Here is a 22,698-nt window from a genome sequence, read left to right as displayed (position 1 = left end):
TCCGGGGAATCAGGCATGCGCAGGCGTTGGACTGTCGGAACGCTGCTGCTGGGGCTCGCCGTCGCTGCCCTCGCGGTCTTCAACCTTTTCATTGGACCGGGCGGCGCGCCGCCCGGTCCGGGACCACAGGGAACGACGACGGCGGCACCCGGCTTTTCGACGTCGGCACCCGCAGCAGCCGCGACGCCGGCACCTGCCGCCGCGCCGCCGTCGTCGTCCGTCGGCCAAACCACCGGCGTGCCGAACGCGCCCGGCCTCCCCACGATCCCGGAGTCCCAGCTGCCGGCCGAAGGCCGGCGCACCCTGATCCTGATCCGGCGGGGCGGACCCTACCCGTACACCCGCGACGGCGTGACGTTCGGCAACTTCGAACGCATCCTGCCGCGCAAGGCCAGCGGTTATTACAGGGAGTACACGGTGCCCACGCCCGGCGAGTCCGGCAGGGGAGCCCGCAGGATCGTGGCAGGACAGGCCGGCGACAAGTACTACACCGCCGACCACTACGCATCGTTCAAGTTCATAGCAGAAGGCAAATAGCACCATGAAGATCTACTCCGGCGACACCTGGACCCTCGAGGAACTGAAGGACCAGGTTGCGGACGCCGGCCGCCGCAGCCTGCTGGTTCCGGCCGCCGATTCCAGGAAGTCCGTCCTCGCCGCCTTCGGCGAGGCCCTGGACTTTCCAGAGCACTACGGCGTGAACCTGGACGCGCTCAACGACTCACTTCACGACTTCGCCGACGCCATTTCCGACGACGGCGCCAAACCCCTGACCGTGATCTGGCAGGTCCCCGCAGCCTTCCGCGGCGACCGCTCCTTCGGCACCATCTGCGAGATCCTGCAGGACGCCGAAAGCTACGCAGGCAAGGACCTCGCAGTCATAGCCGTGCTGCTGTAGCCCGGCTGGGACTACGCGTTGACGATCAGCCCCAGCTCGGCCTTCGATGCGAGGGCCTCGTGCGTGGGGAGCACCCGCACGGTGTAGCCGAAGGACCCGGAGCGGTCGATCACGATGGACCCGGCGAAGAGGTAGCGGCCGTTGCCGAGCTCCTCCTTGGCCTCCAGTTCCACCATCGTCACGTTGGCCAGCTCGTCGCTCTCGGCCGCCTGCCCGTACGCCACCTCCACTGACACGTCCTGCGGAGACAGGTTGTGCAGTCCCACGTAGGCGTGGACCTGGAGGGTGTCGCCGATCTGCGGGTCCTCCGAGACGCCCAGCGAGTCCACGTGCTCCACGTGCAGCTGCGGCCAGGCGGCGCGGACTTTGGCGACCCATGCCGCGAGTGCCTTGGCCTGGGCGTAGGAGCCGGCCACAGCCTCGCGTCCGGAAACCGCGGCGGGCCGGTACAGGACGTTGACGTAGTCCTGCAGCATCCGCTCGGCCGAGACCGCCGGGCCGAGGTGCGCCAGCGTGTGCTTGATCATGGACACCCAGTGCGTGGGGATCTTCTCGTGGCCGGACTCGGACGGGCCGGCGGCACCGGCCGCTTCGGAGACGGTGTTGCCGTAGAACCGCGGCGCCACCTGGGTCTCGAGCAGCTCGTACAGTGCCGCGGCCTCGATGTCGTCCCGTTCGTCGGCGGAAGCACCGTTGTTGGCGGTGGGGATCGCCCAGCCGTTTTCGCCGTCGTACATTTCATCCCACCAGCCGTCCAGGACTGACAGGTTCAGGGACCCGTTGATCGCGGCCTTCATGCCAGAGGTGCCGCAGGCCTCGAGCGGCCGCAGCGGGTTGTTCAGCCAGACGTCGCAGCCGGGGAACAGCGTCCGGGCCATGGCGATGTCGTAGTTCGGCAGGAAGACGATGCGGTGCCGGACGGCGGGATCGTCGGTGAAGCGGACCAGGTCCTGGATCATTTTCTTGCCGGCGTCGTCCGCGGGGTGGGACTTGCCGGCGATGACCAGCTGGATGGGGTGCTCCTTGTGCAGCAGCAGCGCCTTCAGGCGCTCCGAGTCCCGCAGCATGAGGGTCAGCCGCTTGTAGGTGGGCACGCGACGGGCGAACCCGATGGTCAGGACGTCGGGGTCCAGCACCGAGTCGGTCCATGCCAGCTCGGCATCGGCGGCGCCGCGCTTCTTCCACGCCGCCCGCAACCGGCGCCGCACGTCCTCCACCAGTGAAACCCGCATCTCGCGCCGGAGAGCCCACACCTCGGCGTCGGAGACGTTGTAAGCGAGGTCCCAGCGCCCCGTGAGCTCGGTATCGGGGCCGAACCGCTCCCGTGCCAGCTTGGAGATGCGCGGATCCACCCAGGTGGGCACGTGCACGCCGTTGGTGACGGAGGTGATGGGCACCTCGGAGTGGTCAAATCCCGGCCACAGCGCCGAGAACATGCCCCGCGAGACTTCGCCGTGCAGCTTGGCCACGCCGTTGGCGCGCTGCGCGAGGCGCAGTCCCATGACGGCCATGTTGAAGACAAAGGGGTTGCCTTCGTGGAAGTTCTCGCGGCCCAGGTCGAGGATCCGCGAGGTGGGAACGTCCGGTGCCAGCCCGGCTTCGAAGAAGTGCTGGATCTGCGCGGCTTCGAAGCGGTCGATGCCGGCCGGAACGGGCGTGTGGGTGGTGAACACGGTGGACGAGCGTCCGGCGGCAAGGGCCTCGTCGAAGGTGAGCGCCTGCTCGCCGGCCATCAGCTCCTGGATGCGTTCGATGCCGAGGAAGCCGGCGTGGCCCTCGTTCGTGTGGAACACCTCCGGCGCCGGAGTGCCGGTGAGCTTCTGGTAGGCGCGCAGCGCCTTGACCCCGCCCATGCCCAGCAGCAGTTCCTGCTGCAGCCGGTGGTCGCCGCCGCCGCCGTACAGTCGGTCGGTGATGCTGCGGGCGGCGTCGTCGTTTCCGGGGACGTTGGAGTCCAGGAGCAGGAGGGGGACGCGTCCGACGTCGGCACGCCAGATGTGGGCCGCAAGGTGCCGCCCGTTGGGCAGCGGGAGCGAGATTTCCAGCGGTTTGCCGTTGCCGTCCGCGGCAGGTTCCCGCAGCAGGGTCAGGGGCAGGCCGTCGGGGTCGATGACCGGGTAGGTCTCCTGCTGCCAGGCGTCCCGGGAGAGCGACTGCTTGAAGTAGCCCGCCTGGTAGAGCAGGCCGACGCCGATCAGCGGCACGCCCAGGTCGGAGGCGGCCTTCAGGTGGTCGCCGGCGAGGATGCCGAGACCGCCGGAGTATTGCGGCAGGACTTCGGTGATGCCGAATTCGGGCGAGAAGTAGGCAATGGAGGCGGGGGCGTCGCTGCCCAGGCCCTGGTACCAGCGGGGCTCGGTGAGGTACCGGTCCAGGTCCGCGGCTGCCGCCTGGACCCTGGCCACCACATCCTGGTCCGTGGCGAGCCGGTGCATCTCCTCGCGGCCCACCAGGCCCAGGAAGCTGACCGGGTCATTGCCGCATTGGGCCCAGACGCGCGGGTTCAGGCTCTCGAACAGTTCCCGCGTGGGCCGGTGCCAGGACCAGCGGAGGTTGGTCGCCAACCGGGCCAGCGGCCGGATCGGCTCGGGGAGAACGGTACGGACTGTAAATCTGCGGATTGCCTTCACCTGCGCCACACTAACCGACTAGGTGAACGGCAGGAACCGCTTTTGATTACTTTCCGGTAAATGACGAATCGCTTCATTAATTAAGTTCGCAGGCTTAGCAATCCGCCCCATTTCTCGCTAACGTCGAGCCTGTGACGACTAACACGCGAACCAGTGCCCCAGCAAAGCAAACGCCGAAAGTTTCGATCACGGAAGGCCTTCGGTTTGGCCGTTTCCCAATCACGGACGTTCAGCCTGTTGTCGAAGGGGGGAAGTTCCCGGCCAAGGCGCTGCCCGGCGAAGGAATCGTGGTCAGCGCCAGGTCCTTCCGCGAGGGCCACGACCAGCTGGGCGTCAGCGCGGTCCTGCTTGACCCGAAGGGCAACGAGCGCCAGCGGACCCGTCTGCAGCCGCCGTCGGGTGACCGCGGTAAGGGAACCGACCTGTGGGAAGGGCTGCTCACCCCTGATTCCACCGGTAACTGGTCCTTCGTCATCGAGGCCTGGCACGACCGCTACGGCACCTGGCACCACAACGCCGAGGTCAAGGTGGACGCCGGCATCGACGTAGAGCTAATGCTTGCGGAGGGCGCCGCACTGCTCTCGCAGGCCGCCGAGGAACCCGCCCGGAACGAGGCGGACCGCCAGACGCTGCGCTCCGCGGCCACCATCCTCTCGGACGGCTCCCTGTCATCCGAGGACCGCCTGGCGGCCGGCTTCAGCCGCGACGTCGCCGCCGTCGTCGACCGCGAGCCGATCCGTGAGCTCGTCACCGTCTCCGAACCGTTCCCCCTGCTGGTTGAGCGGGACCGCGCCGGCCGCGGATCCTGGTACGAGTTCTTCCCGCGCTCCGAGGGCGCAGTGCGCGACCCCGGCACCGGCGCCTGGACCTCCGGCAACTTCCGGACCGCCGCCAACCGGCTGGACGCCGTTGCCGGCATGGGCTTCGACGTCATCTACATGCCGCCGATCCACCCCATCGGCGTCCAGCACCGCAAGGGTCCCAACAACACCCTGATAGCCGGCCCGAACGATCCCGGTTCACCGTGGGCCATCGGCGCCAAGGAGGGCGGGCACGACGCCATCCACCCGGACCTCGGAACCTTCGAGGACTTCGACGCCTTCGTGGCCCGGGCTAATGAGCTCAACCTCGAAGTGGCGCTCGACCTGGCGCTCCAGGCAGCCCCGGACCACCCCTGGGTCACCGAGCACCCGGAATGGTTTACCACCCGCGTGGACGGCAGCATCGCGTACGCCGAGAACCCGCCGAAGAAGTACCAGGACATCTACCCGCTCAACTTCGACAACGACCCCGAGGGCCTGTCCAAGGAGATCCTGCGCATCGTCCGGCTGTGGGTCAGCCACGGCGTGAAGATCTTCCGCGTGGACAACCCGCACACCAAGCCGGTGTGGTTCTGGGAGTGGCTCATCGCCGAGGTGAACAAGAAGGACCCCGACGTCGTCTTCCTCGCCGAGGCCTTCACCGGCCCCGCCATGATGCACGCGCTGGGCAGGGCCGGCTTCCAGCAGTCCTACACCTACTTCACGTGGCGCAACACCAAGAAGGAGCTGGAGGAGTACTTCCACCACGTCAGCCACGAGTCGGCGGCCTTCTTCCGGCCCAACTTCTTCGTCAACACCCCGGACATCCTCACCGAGTACCTGCAGTACGGCGGGCCGGCCGCGTTCAAGATCCGCGCGGCCCTGGCGGCAACAGCCAGCCCGCTCTGGGGCGTGTACGCAGGCTACGAACTGTACGAGCACGTGGCCCGGCCCGGCGCCGAGGAGTACATCGACAACGAGAAGTTCGAGTACAAGGCCCGCGACTGGGAGGCCGCCAACGCCTCCGGCCGCACCCTCGCCCCGTACCTCACCAGGCTGAACGAAATCCGCAGGGCCCACCCGGCACTGGGGGACCTGCAGAACCTCACCCTGCACCAGTGCACGGATGACGCCACCGTCGTCTACTCCAAGCACAAGACGCTGCCGGACGGCACGAGGGACACCATCATCGTGGTGGTCAACGTGGACCCGCACAGTGCGCGGGAAGGCATGGTGTCCTTGGACCTGGCTGCGCTGGGCCTCGACCCGGCCGACCTCACCCACAACGGCGGGTTCTGGGTGGATGACCTCATCTCCGGCGAGTCGTGGGAATGGGGGGAGTACAACTACGTGAGGCTGGATGCACATGTTGAACCTGCACACATCCTGAGCATCCGGAGGTAGCCGCCAGTGACCTTCAGTCCGCAGAGCCCCTTCCAGCACTTCACCCCCAAGAGCACGTTCGAGCTCAGTGCGCCCGGGTTGCAGCATGATCCGCTGTGGTACCGGAAAGCGGTGTTTTATGAAGTGCTGGTCCGGGGCTTTGCGGACGCCAACGGTGACGGCTCGGGCGACTTCCACGGGCTGATCGAGAAGCTCGACTACCTGCAGTGGCTGGGGGTGGACTGCCTGTGGCTGCCGCCGTTCTTCCAGTCACCCCTCCGGGACGGCGGGTATGACATCTCGGATTACAACTCCGTCCTGGACGAGTTCGGGACCATCAGCGACTTCAAGCGGCTGGTGGCCGAGGCGCATGCCCGCGGCGTCCGGGTCATCATCGACCTCCCGCTGAACCACACATCGGACCAGCACCCCTGGTTCCAGGAGTCCCGGAAGGACCCGGACGGCCCCTTCGGCGACTTCTATGTGTGGAGTGACACGGACGAGAAATACCAGGACGCGCGCATCATCTTCGTGGATACGGAGGAATCCAACTGGTCCTTCGATCCGATCCGGCGGCAGTTCTTCTGGCACCGGTTCTTCAGCCACCAGCCTGACCTGAACTTCGAGAACCCCAAGGTCATCGATGCCGTATTCGACGTCGTGCGGTTCTGGCTCGACCAGGGGATCGACGGGTTCCGGGCGGACGCCATCCCGTACCTCTTCGAGGAGGAGGGGACCAACTGCGAAAATCTCCCGGCGACGCACGAATTCCTGCGCCAGCTGCGGAAGATGGTCGATGAAAGCTACCCGGGCCGGGTGATCATCGCCGAGGCCAACCAGCCCCCCAACGAGGTGGTGGAGTACTTCGGCACCGCGGAGGAACCGGAATGCCACATGGCCTTCCACTTCCCGATCATGCCGCGGCTGTACTACGCGCTGCGTGACCAGAAGGCCGCGCCGATCATCGAGACCATGCACGATACGCCGGACATTCCGGAAGGTGCGCAGTGGGGCACGTTCCTGCGCAACCACGACGAGCTGACGCTGGAGATGGTCACCGCCGATGAGCGGGCGGCCATGCTCGGCTGGTACGCGCCGGACCCGCGCATGCGGGCCAACATCGGCATCCGGCGCAGGCTGGCCCCGCTGCTGGACAACTCCCGGGCGGAAATCGAGCTCATCAACGCCCTGCTGCTGTCCCTGCCGGGCAGCCCGTTCCTGTACTACGGTGACGAGATCGGCATGGGCGACAACATCTGGCTCGAAGACCGTGACGCCGTCCGCACCCCCATGCAGTGGAACCCCGACCGCAACGCCGGCTTCTCCAACGCCGACCCCGGCAAGCTGTACCTCCCGGTGATCCAGTCGCTGGTCTACAACTACGCCATGGCCAATGTTGAGGCCGAGGCCGCACACTCCGGATCGCTGCTGCGGTGGACCCGGCAGATCCTCAGTGTGCGGAAAAACCACCCGGCGTTCGGGCTCGGGGCGTTCAAGCATGTGGAGGCCGACCACGAAGTGGTGCTGGCGTATCTCCGCGAACTGCCGGAAGGCAACGCAGCGGGCGAACCGGCCGAATCCATCCTCTGCGTCTTCAACCTTTCCCAACACCCGGTGTCCTCCACCCTGAGGCTTCCGGACTTCTCGGGCCGGGGCCTGCGGGACGTCTTCGGCGGCCAGCCCTTTCCCGGCATCGGCGAGGACGGACATCTGACGCTGACGCTCGGCAGCCACGACTTCTTCTGGCTGCGACTGCGGTCCGCCACCTCCAACCCCGCCGCACCCTTTACCCAAGCGATGCCGATACTGTCGATTGAGGGATGAGATGACCCAAACCACACTGACACCCACACTTGAGCACCTGCTCCGCGACTGGCTGCCGGCCCAGAGGTGGTTCCCGGTGAAGACCCCGGACTTCACCCTGACGCCTGTGGGCGGCCTGGTCCTCGAGGACGCTACCGGCCAGGCCAGCCTGGAGGTGTTCCTCGCCTCCGTCGAGTCCAAAACGGCCGACGGCGGCTCCCGCACCGACGTTGTGCAGATCCCGCTCAGCTACCGCAGCCAGCCGTTGGCCGGCGCGGAACGGGCCCTGATTGGCGAAAGCGACGACGCCGAACTGGGGCACCGCTGGGTCTACGACGCCGTCCACGACCCCGCCTTCATCGGGGCCTGGATGGGCCTGATCCGGACACAGCAAACGGCCGGTACCGCCAGCGGCCACCTCTCCGGTGCGGCCCGGCCGCTGCCGCAGGCCACGGGAACAGTCCGGGTCCTGTCCGGCGAACAGTCGAACACCTCGGTGATAGTGGACGACGGCGGCTCCGCGGCGATCGTGAAATTCTTCCGTGTGCTGTCGGCCGGGCGAAACCCGGAGGTGGAGGTCGGCGCCGCGCTGTCCGCCGCCCGCACCGAGGAGGTCCCGGCCACGCTGGGCTGGGTCACGGCCGAGTGGTACCCCCAGGGCCAACTTCCCCCTACCCAAGGCACGGGCGGATCCGCATCGGGCGGACCGGTCCAGGGTGAACTGGCAGTGGCCCACGAATTCCTGGCCGGCGGCCGGGACGCGTGGCGGCTGGCCGTCGACGCGGCCGCCGGGGGAGCGGACTTCACGGCCGAGGCGCATGCCCTTGGCCATGCGACGGCGACCGTCCACCGCCGGCTCGCCGAGACGCTGGGTGTCTCGGCCGAAGCGGTTCCCGGCGCGGATATTGCGCCCGGAGTAGCTAAGCGCGTGCGTCAGATGTGGGCGGAGGCGGGACCCGCCGTCGGACCTTACGAGGAAGGGCTGGAACGCCTGCTCAGCAGGCTCGAAGGCACCCCGGCGGGCGCGCTTCAGCGCATCCACGGCGACCTCCACCTTGGCCAGATCCTCCAGGTCCCGGGCGCCGAGGGCGGCCACGACCGGTGGGCCATCCTCGACTTCGAAGGGGAGCCGCTGCGGCCAATCTCCGAGCGCAACTTCCCCGACGACCCGCTCCGGGACGTGACGGGAATGCTTCGCTCCTTTGACTACGCGGCCGGCGCCGCCGAACGGGAACAGCCCGGCGTCCGTGTCCCGGAATCCTGGGTGGACGACTGCACCGAGGCCTTCCTGGCAGGTTACGCGGAAGTAACTCCCGGAACGGTGGACCGTAATTCGCCGCTCTTTGTGGCATTGTGGCTGGATAAGGCGCTCTACGAAGTCGTGTACGAGTTGCGCAACCGGCCGGGCTGGTTGGCCATTCCGGTGAATGCGGCCAGGCGGCTCCTCAGCACTAAAAGCTCCGGCGAACCGGCCGGAGCAGCAGCGGAAGGTAAGAACATGACAGGCTCTGCACACACCGACAGCCCCCACGCACCGTTGCACGTGGACGCGCACACGCTCTCACGCGTCGCGGCCGGTGAACACCACGCCCCGCACTCGGTGCTTGGTGCCCATTTGGACGACTACGGTCACGTAACCATCCGCACCGTCAAGCATCTGGCAGAAGCGGTCAACGTGGTGACCCAGGCCGGAACCGTGCCCATGACCCACGAGGCCGAAGGTGTCTGGGTGGCGGTACTCGAGCCGCTGCAGCACGGCCACGTGCCGGACTACCGCCTTGAGGTGACCTACGAGGGCGCCGAGCCGGTAACGGTGGACGATCCGTACCGCTACCTGCCCACCGTGGGCGAAGTGGACCTGCACCTGATCGGCGAAGGACCGCCACGAGAAGCTCTGGACCGTGCTGGGCGCCCACGTGCAGCACTACAAGTCCTCGATGGGCGACATTGACGGCGTGTCCTTTGCCGTGTGGGCCCCGAACGCCGAAGCGGTCCGGGTCAAGGGCGACTTCAACGCCTGGGACGGGCGGGAAAACTCGCTGCGGTCCCTCGGCTCCTCGGGCGTCTGGGAACTGTTCATCCCGGGCGTCCCGGCCGGCGCCTGCTACAAGTACGAAATCAAGACCAAGGGCGGCTACTGGGTGGAGAAGGCCGACCCGCTGGCCTTCGGCACCGAGGTGCCACCGCTCACCGCCTCGAGGGTTGTCGAGTCCCACTACCGGTTCCAGGACGTGGACTGGATGAAGGAGCGGGCCGCCCGGGATCCGCACAACTCGCCGATGAGCGTCTACGAGGTCCACCTGGGATCGTGGCGGCTGGGGCTCAGCTACCGCGAGCTGGCCAAGGAACTCGTGGAGTACGTGAAGTGGCTCGGGTTCAGCCACGTCGAGTTCATGCCGGTGGCCGAACACCCCTTCGGGGGCTCCTGGGGCTACCAGGTGACTTCCTACTACGCGCCAACGTCCCGCTTCGGGCATCCGGACGAGTTCCGCTTCCTGGTGGATTCCCTCCACCAGGCTGGCATCGGCGTGATCCTGGACTGGGTGCCGGCACACTTCCCGAAGGACAACTGGGCCCTGGCGCAGTTTGACGGTCAGGCACTTTACGAACACGCTGACCCGAACCTGGGCGAGCATCCGGACTGGGGCACCCTCATCTTCGACTTCGGCCGCACCGAAGTCCGGAACTTCCTCGTGGCCAACGCGCTGTACTGGCTCGACGAGTTCCACATTGACGGCCTGCGCGTGGACGCGGTCGCGTCCATGCTGTACCTGGACTACTCCCGGGAGCACGGCCAGTGGCAGCCCAACCGTTTCGGCGGCCGCGAGAACCTGGAGGCCATCTCCTTCCTCCAGGAGGCCAACGCCACGGTCTACAAGACCCACCCCGGCGCCGTGATGATCGCCGAGGAGTCTACGGCGTTCCCGGGCGTCACCGCGCCCACCAGCCAGGGCGGCCTCGGCTTCGGCCTGAAGTGGAACATGGGCTGGATGCACGACTCGCTCAAGTACGCCTCCGAGGACCCGGTCAACCGCAAGTGGCATCACGGCACGGTCACGTTCTCCATGGTCTACGCCTTCACCGAGAACTTCCTGCTGCCCATCAGCCACGACGAAGTCGTCCACGGCAAGGGCTCCATGCTCCGCAAGATGCCCGGCGACCGCTGGCAGCAGCTGGCCAACCTCCGCGCCTTCCTCGGCTACCAGTGGGCGCACCCGGGCAAGCAGCTCATCTTCATGGGCACCGAATTCGGCCAGGAAGCCGAATGGTCCGAACAGCACGGCCTCGACTGGTGGCTCGCCGACATCCCGGCGCACCGGGGCATCCAGATGCTGCTCAAGGACCTCAACGAACTGTACAAGTCGACGCCGGCCCTCTACTCGCGGGACAACGAACCGGGCGGGTTCCAGTGGATCAACGGAGCCGACGCCGACCGCAACGTCCTCACCTTTGTCCGCTGGGACACCGAGGGCAACCCGCTGGTCTGTGCCGTCAACTTCTCCGGCGGCCCGCACAAGGATTACGCACTGGGCGTGCCGTCCGCGGGGGCCTGGACCGAGGTGCTGAACACCGACTCCGAGGTCTACGGCGGATCGGGCGTCCTCAACGGCGGCACGCTGGCCGCGGAGGACGAGGGCATCGACGGCCAGCCGGCCACCCTCACGGTTACGCTGCCTCCGCTGGGCGCCGCCTACTTCCGCCCGTCTGATTCCAGCGTGATCACCACCCCCGCCGCAGCCAAGGCCAAAGCCACCGAAGCCGGATCCATCTTTGCCGGACCGACGGCTGCTGAGACCCGGGCTGCCGAGACGCGGGCTGCTGAACCGAAGAGTGCTGGACCGACTCGGGCGGAGCCGGCGGGTACTGAGCCGGCGAGTGCTGAGCCCCATGATGCGGCCCCGGCTGGTACTGCGCCGGCCGGAGAGACGGGGAAGTCGGCTCTGCCCGGCGGCCCGCTCGTCTAAGTCTCCGCGGTGGCCGCTACCGTGGCGGTCTACTGGAAGGAAGGCCCGGAAACCCTTGGGATTCCGGGCCTTCCCCAGCGTTGCGTTGGTGCAGTTGGCATTCCGCCGATGTAGTGGTAGAGTTTATTTCCGCGCCGCTCCCCGGAGCGAGTCGGCAAGGTGATCCGGAAGCCACAGGCTGGGCCGGACGAAATCTGCCGGTTTGACTCGGGCGAAGCGAGCGGGTAAGTTTGAAAAGTTGCTCCGGAGCGATCCTGAACGTTGGTTTGGGTGGTGCCGGGTGTGTCTGTTGTTTGAGAACTCAATAGTGTGCCAAGTTTGTTGATACCGATTTTTTATGAATTGGTTGATTGTGCCGGGCTGCCCACCCCCGTGGTGTGGCCTGGTGTTTTTGGCTGGTTTCAAATTTTGTGCAGCCGTTGTCCCTGTTATTTCCGGGGGTGGTGGTTGTGTCTGTTTTTCTTCAACGGAGAGTTTGATCCTGGCTCAGGATGAACGCTGGCGGCGTGCTTAACACATGCAAGTCGAACGATGATCCGGTGCTTGCGCCGGGGATTAGTGGCGAACGGGTGAGTAACACGTGAGTAACCTGCCCTTGACTCTGGGATAAGCCTGGGAAACTGGGTCTAATACCGGATATGACTCCTCATCGCATGGTGGGGGGTGGAAAGCTTTTTTGTGGTTTTGGATGGACTCGCGGCCTATCAGCTTGTTGGTGAGGTAATGGCTCACCAAGGCGACGACGGGTAGCCGGCCTGAGAGGGTGACCGGCCACACTGGGACTGAGACACGGCCCAGACTCCTACGGGAGGCAGCAGTGGGGAATATTGCACAATGGGCGAAAGCCTGATGCAGCGACGCCGCGTGAGGGATGACGGCCTTCGGGTTGTAAACCTCTTTCAGTAGGGAAGAAGCGAAAGTGACGGTACCTGCAGAAGAAGCGCCGGCTAACTACGTGCCAGCAGCCGCGGTAATACGTAGGGCGCAAGCGTTATCCGGAATTATTGGGCGTAAAGAGCTCGTAGGCGGTTTGTCGCGTCTGCCGTGAAAGTCCGGGGCTCAACTCCGGATCTGCGGTGGGTACGGGCAGACTAGAGTGATGTAGGGGAGACTGGAATTCCTGGTGTAGCGGTGAAATGCGCAGATATCAGGAGGAACACCGATGGCGAAGGCAGGTCTCTGGGCATTAACTGACGCTGAGGAGCGAAAGCATGGGGAGCGAACAGGATTAGATACCCTGGTAGTCCATGCCGTAAACGTTGGGCACTAGGTGTGGGGGACATTCCACGTTTTCCGCGCCGTAGCTAACGCATTAAGTGCCCCGCCTGGGGAGTACGGCCGCAAGGCTAAAACTCAAAGGAATTGACGGGGGCCCGCACAAGCGGCGGAGCATGCGGATTAATTCGATGCAACGCGAAGAACCTTACCAAGGCTTGACATGGACCGGACCGCCGCAGAAATGTGGTTTCTCCTTTTGGGGCCGGTTCACAGGTGGTGCATGGTTGTCGTCAGCTCGTGTCGTGAGATGTTGGGTTAAGTCCCGCAACGAGCGCAACCCTCGTTCCATGTTGCCAGCACGTAGTGGTGGGGACTCATGGGAGACTGCCGGGGTCAACTCGGAGGAAGGTGGGGACGACGTCAAATCATCATGCCCCTTATGTCTTGGGCTTCACGCATGCTACAATGGCCGGTACAAAGGGTTGCGATACTGTGAGGTGGAGCTAATCCCAAAAAGCCGGTCTCAGTTCGGATTGGGGTCTGCAACTCGACCCCATGAAGTCGGAGTCGCTAGTAATCGCAGATCAGCAACGCTGCGGTGAATACGTTCCCGGGCCTTGTACACACCGCCCGTCAAGTCACGAAAGTTGGTAACACCCGAAGCCGGTGGCCTAACCCCTTGTGGGAGGGAGCCGTCGAAGGTGGGACTGGCGATTGGGACTAAGTCGTAACAAGGTAGCCGTACCGGAAGGTGCGGCTGGATCACCTCCTTTCTAAGGAGCACCTACAGTCTTTCCGGCCCGTGTATGCGGGTGTGGTGGGGTTGTCAGGAGTAAAGGCCCGTTGCGCAGACGGTTGTTCTGCGGCGGGTGCTCATGGGTGGAATATCAGCAAATAGGTGCCTGGTGGCACGGACCGGTGGTTAGTACGGATCCTTCGTTTTTTCTTCGGAAAGGGCGTGGTGGTCCTGGAACGCGGCCGGCACGGGTTGCCGGGTAGTGTTTGGCACACTGTTGGGTCCTGAGGCAACAGGGCCGGGGGAGGGGGTTTTTCTTCTTGTCCCGGGGTTTGTTTGTTTCTGGTTTCCTGGCTGCACCGATCGCGCGTGGTTGGCTCCTTTGGGGGTTGTGTGTGGGGTGTGTGGTACGGGGTTGTTGTTTGAGAACTACATAGTGGACGCGAGCATCTTTTATAAGAAGCAATTTCCAAGAATATGAACCTGGATCTGGCTGCGCGTGATGATGGCTGACTTCTTTGTTGGGGTTGGTGGTTGTTGGGTGTGGTTGGTTTCGTGGTTCTCTCGAAAATTACTGATTGATCTTTGTGGTCAAGTTTTTAAGAGCACACGGTGGATGCCTTGGCATTAGGAGCCGAAGAAGGACGTAGGAATCTGCGATAAGCCTGGGGGAGTCGATAACCGGACTGTGATCCCAGGGTGTCCGAATGGGGAAACCCCGCCAGACGCGCGAGTGATCTGGTGACCCGCATCTGAACACATAGGGTGCGTGGAGGGAACGCGGGGAAGTGAAACATCTCAGTACCCGCAGGAAGAGAAAACAACAGTGATTCCGTTAGTAGTGGCGAGCGAACGCGGATCAGGCTAAACCGACTCATGTGTGATAGCCGGCGGGCGTTGCATGGGCGGGGTTGTGGGACTTGTTGTCCTGGTTCTGCCGGACCGGGGAGGTGTGAGTGCTGGTATAGGTGAACGGTCTTGAAAGGCCGGCCGTAGAGGGTGTGAGCCCCGTAACCGTAATGCTGTGCACCGCCTTTGATGAGTATCCCAAGTAGCACGGGGCCCGAGAAATCCCGTGTGAATCTGTCAGGACCACCTGATAAGCCTAAATACTCCCTAATGACCGATAGCGGACCAGTACCGTGAGGGAAAGGTGAAAAGTACCCCGGGAGGGGAGTGAAACAGTACCTGAAACCGTGTGCTTACAATCCGTCGGAGCAGCCTTGTAGTTGTGACGGCGTGCCTTTTGAAGAATGAGCCTGCGAGTTAGTGTTACGTCGCGAGGTTAACCCGTGTGGGGAAGCCGTAGCGAAAGCGAGTCTGAACAGGGCGTTGCAGTGGCGTGATCTAGACCCGAAGCGAAGTGATCTACCCATGGCCAGGTTGAAGCGACGGTAAGACGTCGTGGAGGACCGAACCCACTTCAGTTGAAAATGGAGGGGATGAGCTGTGGGTAGGGGTGAAAGGCCAATCAAACTTCGTGATAGCTGGTTCTCCCCGAAATGCATTTAGGTGCAGCGTTGCGTGTTTCTTACCGGAGGTAGAGCTACTGGATGGCTAATGGGCCCTACAAGGTTACTGACGTCAGCCAAACTCCGAATGCCGGTAAGTGAGAGCGCAGCAGTGAGACTGTGGGGGATAAGCTTCATAGTCGAGAGGGAAACAGCCCAGACCACCAACTAAGGCCCCTAAGCGTGTGCTAAGTGGGAAAGGATGTGGAGTTGCGAAGACAACCAGGAGGTTGGCTTAGAAGCAGCCATCCTTAAAAGAGTGCGTAATAGCTCACTGGTCAAGTGATTCCGCGCCGACAATGTAGCGGGGCTCAAGTACACCGCCGAAGTTGTGGCATTCACATATTTTCCAAGCCTTTGTGGTTCAGGAGTGTGGATGGGTAGGGGAGCGTCGTGTGGGCGGTGAAGTCGCGGTGTAAACCAGCGGTGGAGCCTACACGAGTGAGAATGCAGGCATGAGTAGCGAAAGACGGGTGAGAAACCCGTCCGCCGGATGATCAAGGGTTCCAGGGTCAAGCTAATCTGCCCTGGGTAAGTCGGGACCTAAGGCGAGGCCGACAGGCGTAGTCGATGGACAACGGGTTGATATTCCCGTACCGGCGAAAAACCGCCCATGTTGAACAGGGGATACTAACCGCCCGAGACCTGCCCGACACCCCTTGTGGGTGAAGGGTTTTGGTGGAGCGCGGGACCTGATCCTGGGAGGCAAGCGTATTAACAGGTGTGACGCAGGAAGGTAGCCGAGCCGGGCGATGGTTGTCCCGGTCCAAGGATGTAGGGCGAACGGTAGGCAAATCCGCTGTTCATGTGCCTGAGATCTGACGGGACTCCCGTAAAGGGGGGATTCGGTGATCCTATGCTGCCTAGAAAAGCATCGGCGCGAGGTTTTAGCCGCCCGTACCCCAAACCGACACAGGTGATCAGGTAGAGAATACTAAGGCGATCGAGAGAATTATGGTTAAGGAACTCGGCAAAATGCCCCCGTAACTTCGGGAGAAGGGGGGCCCCAACCTTGATGGACACGTGCTGTCCGGAGGGGATCGGGGCCGCAGAGACCAGGGGGAAGCGACTGTTTACTAAAAACACAGGTCCGTGCGAAGTCGCAAGACGATGTATACGGACTGACTCCTGCCCGGTGCTGGAAGGTTAAGAGGACCGGTTAGCCTCACGGCGAAGCTGAGAATTTAAGCCCCAGTAAACGGCGGTGGTAACTATAACCATCCTAAGGTAGCGAAATTCCTTGTCGGGTAAGTTCCGACCTGCACGAATGGAGTAACGACTTCCCCGCTGTCTCAACCATAAACTCGGCGAAATTGCAGTACGAGTAAAGATGCTCGTTACGCGCAGCAGGACGGAAAGACCCCGAGACCTTTACTATAGTTTGGTATTGGTGTTCGGAGTGGCTTGTGTAGGATAGGTGGGAGACGTTGAAGCCCGGACGCCAGTTCGGGTGGAGTCATCGTTGAAATACCACTCTGGTCACTTTGGACATCTAACTTCGGCCCGTAATCCGGGTCAGGGACAGTGCCTGATGGGTAGTTTAACTGGGGCGGTTGCCTCCTAAAAAGTAACGGAGGCGCCCAAAGGTTCCCTCAGCCTGGTTGGCAATCAGGTGTCGAGTGTAAGTGCACAAGGGAGCTTGACTGTGAGAGAGACATCTCGAGCAGGGACGAAAGTCGGGACTAGTGATCCGGCGGTACATTGTGGAATGGCCGTCGCTCAACGGATAAAAGGTACCTCGGGGATAACAGGCTGATCTTGCCCAAGAGTCCATATCGACGGCATGGTTTGGCACCTCGATGTCGGCTCGTCGCATCCTGGGGCTGGAGTAGGTCCCAAGGGTTGGGCTGTTCGCCCATTAAAGCGGTACGCGAGCTGGGTTTAGAACGTCGTGAGACAGTTCGGTCCCTATCCGCTGCGCGCGCAGGAAATTTGAGAAGGGCTGTCCTTAGTACGAGAGGACCGGGACGGACGAACCTCTGGTGTGTCAGTTGTACTGCCAAGTGCACCGCTGATTAGCTACGTTCGGATGGGATAACCGCTGAAAGCATCTAAGCGGGAAGCTCGCTTCGAGATGAGATTTCCATACACATTTTGTGTGAGAGGCCCCCAGCCAGACCACTGGGTTGATAGGCCGGATGTGGAAGCGAGGACTAACGACTCGTGAAGCTGACCGGTACTAATAGGCCGATAACTTACACCACACAAGAACAAAGCATGCTTGCGTCCACTATGTGGTTCCCAACCAACAAACCCGCCACGGGCTTGTCCGGTTGCAGGAACCAAGATAACTGAATACAACACCACAGTTGTAACACCACAGATTTCCCCCACACCCCCGCAAGGGCGTGTGCCGGGAGCAAGGGTTACGGCGGTCATAGCGTGGGGGAAACGCCCGGTCCCATTCCGAACCCGGAAGCTAAGACCCACAGCGCCGATGGTACTGCACCCGGGAGGGTGTGGGAGAGTAGGTCACCGCCGGACACTATTTATGGCTCAGGCCCCGACGACGAACGTCGGGGCCTGAGCCTTTTAAAGGCCCAAATTTCTTGACCAATCTTCTATTAACACAGCCCTGCCACACCCCAGCTCCACCCGGCGGCTTCCTCCCCCCACTGCCTTTCCTCAAACGCGTCCTCACATCCGCCGGTTACGGTAGGCAGAGAAGGCCGGCCGTGGCGGGCGGCAACGAGGGAGGCACCCTTTGATAGAGCGTCGGGGGAGAAGCGGCAGGGACTGATAGAGCGTCGGGGGAGAAGCGGCAGGGACTGATAGAGCGTCGGGGGAGAAGCGGCAGGGACTGATAGAGCGTCCGGGGAGAAGCGGCAGGGACTGATAGAGCGTCCGGGGCGGGGCTGCCGGTAGAGTTGGTAGCCATGGAAAATCTCTTCAGCCACGCCGCCGGCAGCGATATGCCCGGGCCCGTGGACAACCTGGACCCCGTCATCTGCACTGCCGTGGTCCCCGGGCCTGTATCCCGGGCTTTCATGGGCTTCACCGACCACACGCATCTCTGGTGGCCCATGGAGACTAACAGTGTGTACGGGCCCGGCTCCTACGTGGAGTTCGAGGAGAACCTCATTCTTGAAACCGCCGACGACGGCCGGGGCGCCACCTGGGGAACCATTGACGATTGGCAGCCACCGCTGTCCTTCCACGCCTCGTGGTACCCCGGCAGCACCGCACTCTGGTCGACGGAGCTTCGTGTTGCGTTCCGTGGCGTCGAAGAAGGCACAGAAGTGCGCATAGTCCACGATGGCTGGGAGGGTGCCGAGGATCCGGCCGGCACCCGCGCCGCCTGGGCGAAGGACTGGCCGGAAGTTCTGAGCCGGTACGTGCGGTTCATGGGCGGCGCATCAGACTAGCGCTGCCCTAGAACGGAGGTACCGCGGTGCTCCGCCGGACGACAAACCGGGTTGGGTATTCGGCTTCCACAGCGCCCCGCGCGGTGCCGGCGTCGAACCCCTCGAGCAGCAGGCGCACCGCGAGCGCTCCCTGGCCGCGCGGATCCTGATCGATCGTGGTCAGGCCGAACAGTTCGCCCAGTTCGTGCCCGTCCAGGCCGATGACCGACAGGTCTTCGGGAACCCGGAGCCCGAAGTCCCTGGCCGCCAGAATGGTTCCGATCGCCATCTCGTCCGAGGCCGCAAAGACTGCTGTGGGCCGTTCCGAGACTCCGCCGAGAAGGTCCCGTGCCACGGCATAGGCACCTTCGACGGTGAAGTCCGCCCTGACCATCCACGAGGGGCGCAGCTGGAGCCCTGCGTCGGTCATGGCCTTCTCATAGCCTGCCCGCCGGGTGCGCGGAATCTTGAAGTCCTGCTCGTACACCGAGTCGCCCGTCAGGTGCGCGATCCGCCTGTGGCCGAGCCGGATGAGGTGCTTAACCGCCGACTCTGCCAGGGCGTGATCGTCTATCCATATGGTGGAAGCTCCGGGCAATGGTCCGCCGATGCCCACCAGCGGACGGTTGATGGCAAGCATCTTGCCGATCTCCTCCTCCGACAGCGCCAGTGCCACCGCGATGACCGCATCCACCCGTTTCCGCAGCAGGAAGTCCTGGAGGATACTCCGGCGCCGGACCGGGCCCTCCGTGATGTTGTAGAGCGTCAGGTCATAGCCCGCGTCGAGGAGGGCAGCCGAAACGCCCTCCACCACGGACGAGAAGTACCAGCGGCGGACGGTGGGGACCACAAGGCCGATGTTGCGGGTACGGCCGGAGGCGAGGCTGGATGCCTGGTAGGAGGGCACGAAGCCAAGCTCGGCCGCGGCCGCCCGGGCACGCTCGCGGCTCACCGTCGATACGTTGCCCCTGCCGCTCAAGGCACGCGAAACGGTGGCTATGGAAAGCCCGGCCAGTTCCGCAACGTCCTTGATGCCGGCCACGGTTTAGCTCTGCGCGCCCTCTGGCGAGATCCGCAGCCAGACGGTCTCCCCGGTTGCCAAGGCAGACTCCTGGTCACCCTCACCGCCGCCCGAGGGAGATGAACTGCGGAGCACAACCTCGCCGGCGGGCAGTTCCACCGGATACGAGCCGATGTTCATGATCACCAGAATGTCGCCGTTGAGGAATGCCAGCGATGACGCGGTGCACCATTCCTCCGCCCACGCGAGGGATCCCCGTCCGAGGTCCAGTTCGCGGCGGACCGTGAGCATGCGGCGGTACAGGTTCAAGTGCGATGACGGGTCCCCGGCCTGGGCGTCGCGGGCCAGTTTCGGGAAACTTTCCGGCTGGGGGAGCCATGGCGCCTCTCCGTCGCCGAAGCCGCTGTGGCGTTCGGACGCCTTCCACGGCAGGGGAACACGGCAGCCGTCGCGGCCCAACCGGGCGCCGCCGGTGCGCGCGAACGTCGGGTCCTGCCGCTGGTGGTCCGGGATATCGATGCCGTCAGGCAGCCCCAGTTCCTCGCCCTGGTACAGATAGGCTCCGCCGGGGAGCCCCAGCATGAACAGGGATGCCGCCGCGGCCCGGGTCCTGCCCAGCTCCTCGTCCGGCTGGGGGTCATAGGGACCGATGCCGTCCCCGTCCCGTGGCCCGGACCAGTCGTAGCCAAAACGTGTGGCGTGCCGGACGACGTCGTGGTTGGAGAGCACCCAGGTGCTCGGCGCACCCACGGCGTCCAAGGACGTCAGTGACTCGGTGACGATGTGGCGGAGGCGGGGGAGGTCTAGTCCTGCATGGACGTAGGGGAAGTTGAAGGCCTGGTGCATTTCGTCCGGCCGGACCCAGTGGGCCAGCCGCGGCAGGGGGTCCACATTGGCCTCTGCGCAGAGAATGCGGTCGGGACCATACTCCTCAAGAATCTGGCGCCACCTGCGGTAGATGTCGTGCAGGGCCGGCTGGCCGAACATCGGGGCCTCGTGTCCAGGGAAACCGTCGGAGCTGCTGCCGTCGGCGCGTCCGCCCCAGGCGGGCAGCCCTGGGGCCTTGACCAGGGCGTGGGCCACGTCCACGCGGAAGCCGGAGACGCCGCGGTCCAGCCAGAAGCGCAGGACGCGCTCGAACTCGTCATGCACGGCCTGGTTGTCCCAGTTGAAGTCCGGCTGCGAGGCATCGAAGAGGTGCAGGTACCACTGCCCCGGTGCACCGTCAGGCTCGGTGATGCGGGTCCAGGCAGAGCCACCGAAGTGCGATCCCCAGTTGTTGGGTGGTTCGTTGCCCTCGGCGCCCTGGCCGTCGCGGAAGATGAACATGTCCCGTTCCGGGCTGCCCGGGCCGGCAGCCAGCGCCGCCTGGAAGTCGTGGTGCTGGTCGGAGCAGTGATTCGGGACCAGGTCCACGATGACGCGCAGGCCCAGACGGTTGGCTTCAGCCACCATGCCGTCGAAATCACCGAGCGTGCCGAAGATCGGGTCGACGTCGCAGTAGTTGCTGACGTCGTATCCGGCGTCGCGCTGCGGGGAGCGGTAGAAGGGGGAGAGCCAGACGGCGTCCACGCTGAGCTCGGCAAGCTGCGGCATCTCGGCGGTGATCCCCGCCAGGTCACCGATTCCGTCGCCGTTCATGTCCCGGAAGGAACGCGGGTACACCTGGTAAATGACGGCGGACCGCCACCAGCCGTGTGCGTTGTCGGGGGCGTGGACGGGCGTCAGTGCGCCAGCCAGCGGCGACGCCGAGTGCAGAAACGAGTCAACAGACATTGGGCAATCCTAAGGGCGGGAAGCCCACAATGAAAGCGCTTACACCAGCATATCGATTGACAGTTCAGGTCAATCCTGCGGGACCAGCCGTCACTGCCATCACAAACCTGGAAACGCTTCCAGTACGGGGCGGACCGGCCCGCCGGCAAGAGAACCGCCGCCGGCGGAGCGTGGCACACGGGCGACATCTAGACTGAAGCAAAGTGATCGAACGGGAGACCCATGGGCAGCATCGCCGACGAACTGACATCAATCCTGGGGCCGGGGAAAGTTCTCCGGGACGAGGGCGCACTCGCCGCATACGCGGTGGACCAGGCGCCCGTGGTGGACTACCGGCTGCCCGCTGCCGTGGTGCTCGCGGAGTCGGTGGACGACGTCCAGGCCACTGTCAAGGCCTGCGCGGCCCGGAACGTTCCGCTGGTTCCGCGGGGCGCCGGGACCGGAGTCTCGGGCGGAGCCCACGCCAGTGAGGGCTGCATCGTCCTTGGGCTGGAGCGGATGAACCGCATTCTGGAGCTCAACGCGGACGACGAGACCGCCGTCGTCGAACCCGGCGTTATCAACGCCGACCTGAATGCCACCGCCGCGGTGCACGGGCTCATGTTCGCTCCTGACCCGGCGAGCTTCCGGAGGTCCACCATCGGCGGCAACGTGGCCACCAACGCCGGCGGCCTCCGGTGCGCCAAGTACGGCGTAACCCGGGATTCCGTGCTGGCCCTGGACGTGGTCCTCGCGGACGGATCGCTGCTGCACACCGGGCACCAGACCTTCAAGGGCGTAGCCGGCTACGACCTGACCGGGCTGTTTGTGGGGTCGGAGGGCACGCTCGGCATCGTGGTCGCCGCGACCGTCCGGCTGAAGTACTTGCCCCGCGAGGTGCACACCATCGCCGCGTTCTACCCCGGCTTCCGGCAGGCGGCGGCCGGTGTGCTCGCCGTGGGCAAGGCCCGCGTGCAGCCGGCCATCATGGAACTGCTCGACGGCGGCTCGCTCGCGCAGCTGGACGAGCTGCACGGTTCGGACCTTGCAGCGCGGGGCGCCTCACTGCTCCTCGTCCAGACGGACGGCTTCGGTGCGGCGGCGGAGGCCGACGTGGTGCGGGAGGTCCTGGCAGCAGGCGGTGCCGTGGTCACCACAGAGGCCAATGCGGAAGCCGAGCAGCTGGTGGAACTGCGGCGGAACAGCAGGGGCGTGGAGGTGGACGACCAGTACCGCGTGGGCGAGGACGTTGCCGTGCCGCGCTCCCGGCTGGTGGACTACGTAGCCGCCCTCGAAGCATTGGCCGAGGCCCACGACGTGAAGCTGAAGGTCGTGGCCCATGCCGGGGACGGGAACCTGCACCCGACGTTCTGGATTGACCGGGTGAACGACGAGGTGGACGCCGGCGCGATGCGCCGCCTGAACACGGCACTCGACGCGTCCATCGTCGCGGCCCTGGAGATGGGCGGCACCATCACCGGCGAACACGGCGTGGGGCAGTACAAGCTGCGCTGGCTGAGCCTGGAACAGCCCGAGCCGGTGCGCGAACTGCAGCGCGGGATCAAGAAACTCTTCGATCCCGCCGGCATCCTGAATCCCGGCAAAGCGATCTAAAGGAAGGCGGGCCAGGGCAG

The 22,698-nt window shown here is 64.4% G+C and carries 9 protein-coding genes, 3 rRNA genes and 1 pseudogene; 10 read left to right on the top strand and 3 right to left on the bottom strand.

Annotation, left to right across the window (positions count from 1 at the left end; all coding sequences use genetic code 11):
• Positions 1-15 precede the first annotated feature (15 nt).
• Together ABIE00_RS19625 and ABIE00_RS19620 are read left to right on the top strand one after the other, a co-directional pair.
• Complete coding sequence (locus ABIE00_RS19625) at positions 16-537, top strand: guanyl-specific ribonuclease (protein ID WP_354262350.1); 522 nt, start codon at positions 16-18, stop codon at positions 535-537.
• A gap of 4 nt (positions 538-541) precedes the next feature.
• Positions 542-898: a barstar family protein gene (locus tag ABIE00_RS19620; RefSeq protein ID WP_354262349.1), complete on the top strand. Its 357-nt coding sequence runs from the start codon at positions 542-544 to the stop codon at positions 896-898.
• A gap of 11 nt (positions 899-909) precedes the next feature.
• On the opposite strand, the gene glgP is transcribed toward ABIE00_RS19620, so the two are convergent.
• On the bottom strand, positions 910-3,528 hold the full coding sequence (gene glgP / locus ABIE00_RS19615) for an alpha-glucan family phosphorylase (protein ID WP_354262348.1): 2,619 nt from the start codon (positions 3,526-3,528) through the stop codon (positions 910-912).
• 131 nt (positions 3,529-3,659) lie between these two features.
• Between glgP and ABIE00_RS19610 the strand changes: the two genes are divergently transcribed.
• From ABIE00_RS19610 to ABIE00_RS19580, 7 genes and pseudogenes are all read left to right on the top strand, one after another.
• Positions 3,660-5,732: an alpha-1,4-glucan--maltose-1-phosphate maltosyltransferase gene (locus ABIE00_RS19610; RefSeq protein WP_354262347.1), complete on the top strand. Its 2,073-nt coding sequence runs from the start codon at positions 3,660-3,662 to the stop codon at positions 5,730-5,732.
• A 6-nt stretch (positions 5,733-5,738) separates the two neighbouring features.
• Entirely contained in the window at positions 5,739-7,535 is a 1,797-nt protein-coding gene (gene treS / locus ABIE00_RS19605; protein WP_354262346.1) for a maltose alpha-D-glucosyltransferase, read from the top strand.
• Between the two features lies 1 nt (position 7,536).
• A pseudogene (locus tag ABIE00_RS19600) lies at positions 7,537-11,479 on the top strand (1,4-alpha-glucan branching enzyme).
• A gap of 463 nt (positions 11,480-11,942) precedes the next feature.
• Positions 11,943-13,470 (top strand): 16S ribosomal RNA (locus ABIE00_RS19595).
• A 552-nt stretch (positions 13,471-14,022) separates the two neighbouring features.
• A 23S ribosomal RNA gene (locus tag ABIE00_RS19590) occupies positions 14,023-17,148 on the top strand.
• Positions 17,149-17,311: 163 nt separating this feature from the next.
• Positions 17,312-17,428: ribosomal RNA gene (rrf, locus tag ABIE00_RS19585) — 5S ribosomal RNA — on the top strand.
• Together the 16S, 23S and 5S rRNA genes form the textbook arrangement of a ribosomal RNA operon.
• Before the next feature lie 392 nt (positions 17,429-17,820).
• Positions 17,821-18,309, top strand: coding sequence for an SRPBCC family protein (locus tag ABIE00_RS19580; protein WP_354262345.1), 489 nt, complete (start codon positions 17,821-17,823; stop codon positions 18,307-18,309).
• Positions 18,310-18,316: 7 nt separating this feature from the next.
• On the opposite strand, the gene ABIE00_RS19575 is transcribed toward ABIE00_RS19580, so the two are convergent.
• On the bottom strand, positions 18,317-19,330 hold the full coding sequence (locus tag ABIE00_RS19575; protein WP_354262344.1) for a LacI family DNA-binding transcriptional regulator: 1,014 nt from the start codon (positions 19,328-19,330) through the stop codon (positions 18,317-18,319).
• A 3-nt stretch (positions 19,331-19,333) separates the two neighbouring features.
• The gene (locus tag ABIE00_RS19570) at positions 19,334-21,085 is read right to left on the bottom strand and encodes a glycoside hydrolase family 13 protein (protein ID WP_354262343.1); all 1,752 of its coding nucleotides are present in this window, start codon (positions 21,083-21,085) and stop codon (positions 19,334-19,336) included.
• Positions 21,086-21,307: 222 nt separating this feature from the next.
• Here ABIE00_RS19570 and ABIE00_RS19565 point away from each other — a divergent pair, with 222 nt between their 5' ends.
• Positions 21,308-22,678 carry an FAD-binding oxidoreductase gene (locus tag ABIE00_RS19565; protein ID WP_354262342.1) on the top strand — a complete coding sequence of 457 codons (1,371 nt, stop codon included), beginning with the start codon at positions 21,308-21,310 and terminating at the stop codon, positions 22,676-22,678.
• Positions 22,679-22,698 lie beyond the last annotated feature (20 nt).

The sequence above is a fragment of the Arthrobacter sp. OAP107 genome, assembly GCF_040546765.1.
GTDB lineage: Bacteria > Actinomycetota > Actinomycetes > Actinomycetales > Micrococcaceae > Arthrobacter.
The sequence above is the reverse complement of the archived record's forward strand: the minus strand, read 5'-3'. Positions and strand labels throughout refer to the sequence as shown.

What these genes read in the sequence shown, in the direction of transcription:
- ABIE00_RS19625 (WP_354262350.1), top strand. Translation starts at nt 16, where the DNA reads ATGCGCAGGCGTTGGACTGTCGGAACGCTGCTGCTGGGGCTCGCCGTC.
- ABIE00_RS19620 (WP_354262349.1), top strand. Translation starts at nt 542, where the DNA reads ATGAAGATCTACTCCGGCGACACCTGGACCCTCGAGGAACTGAAGGAC.
- ABIE00_RS19580 (WP_354262345.1), top strand. Translation starts at nt 17,821, where the DNA reads ATGGAAAATCTCTTCAGCCACGCCGCCGGCAGCGATATGCCCGGGCCC.
- ABIE00_RS19570 (WP_354262343.1), bottom strand. Translation starts at nt 21,085, where the DNA reads ATGTCTGTTGACTCGTTTCTGCACTCGGCGTCGCCGCTGGCTGGCGCA.
- ABIE00_RS19565 (WP_354262342.1), top strand. Translation starts at nt 21,308, where the DNA reads ATGGGCAGCATCGCCGACGAACTGACATCAATCCTGGGGCCGGGGAAA.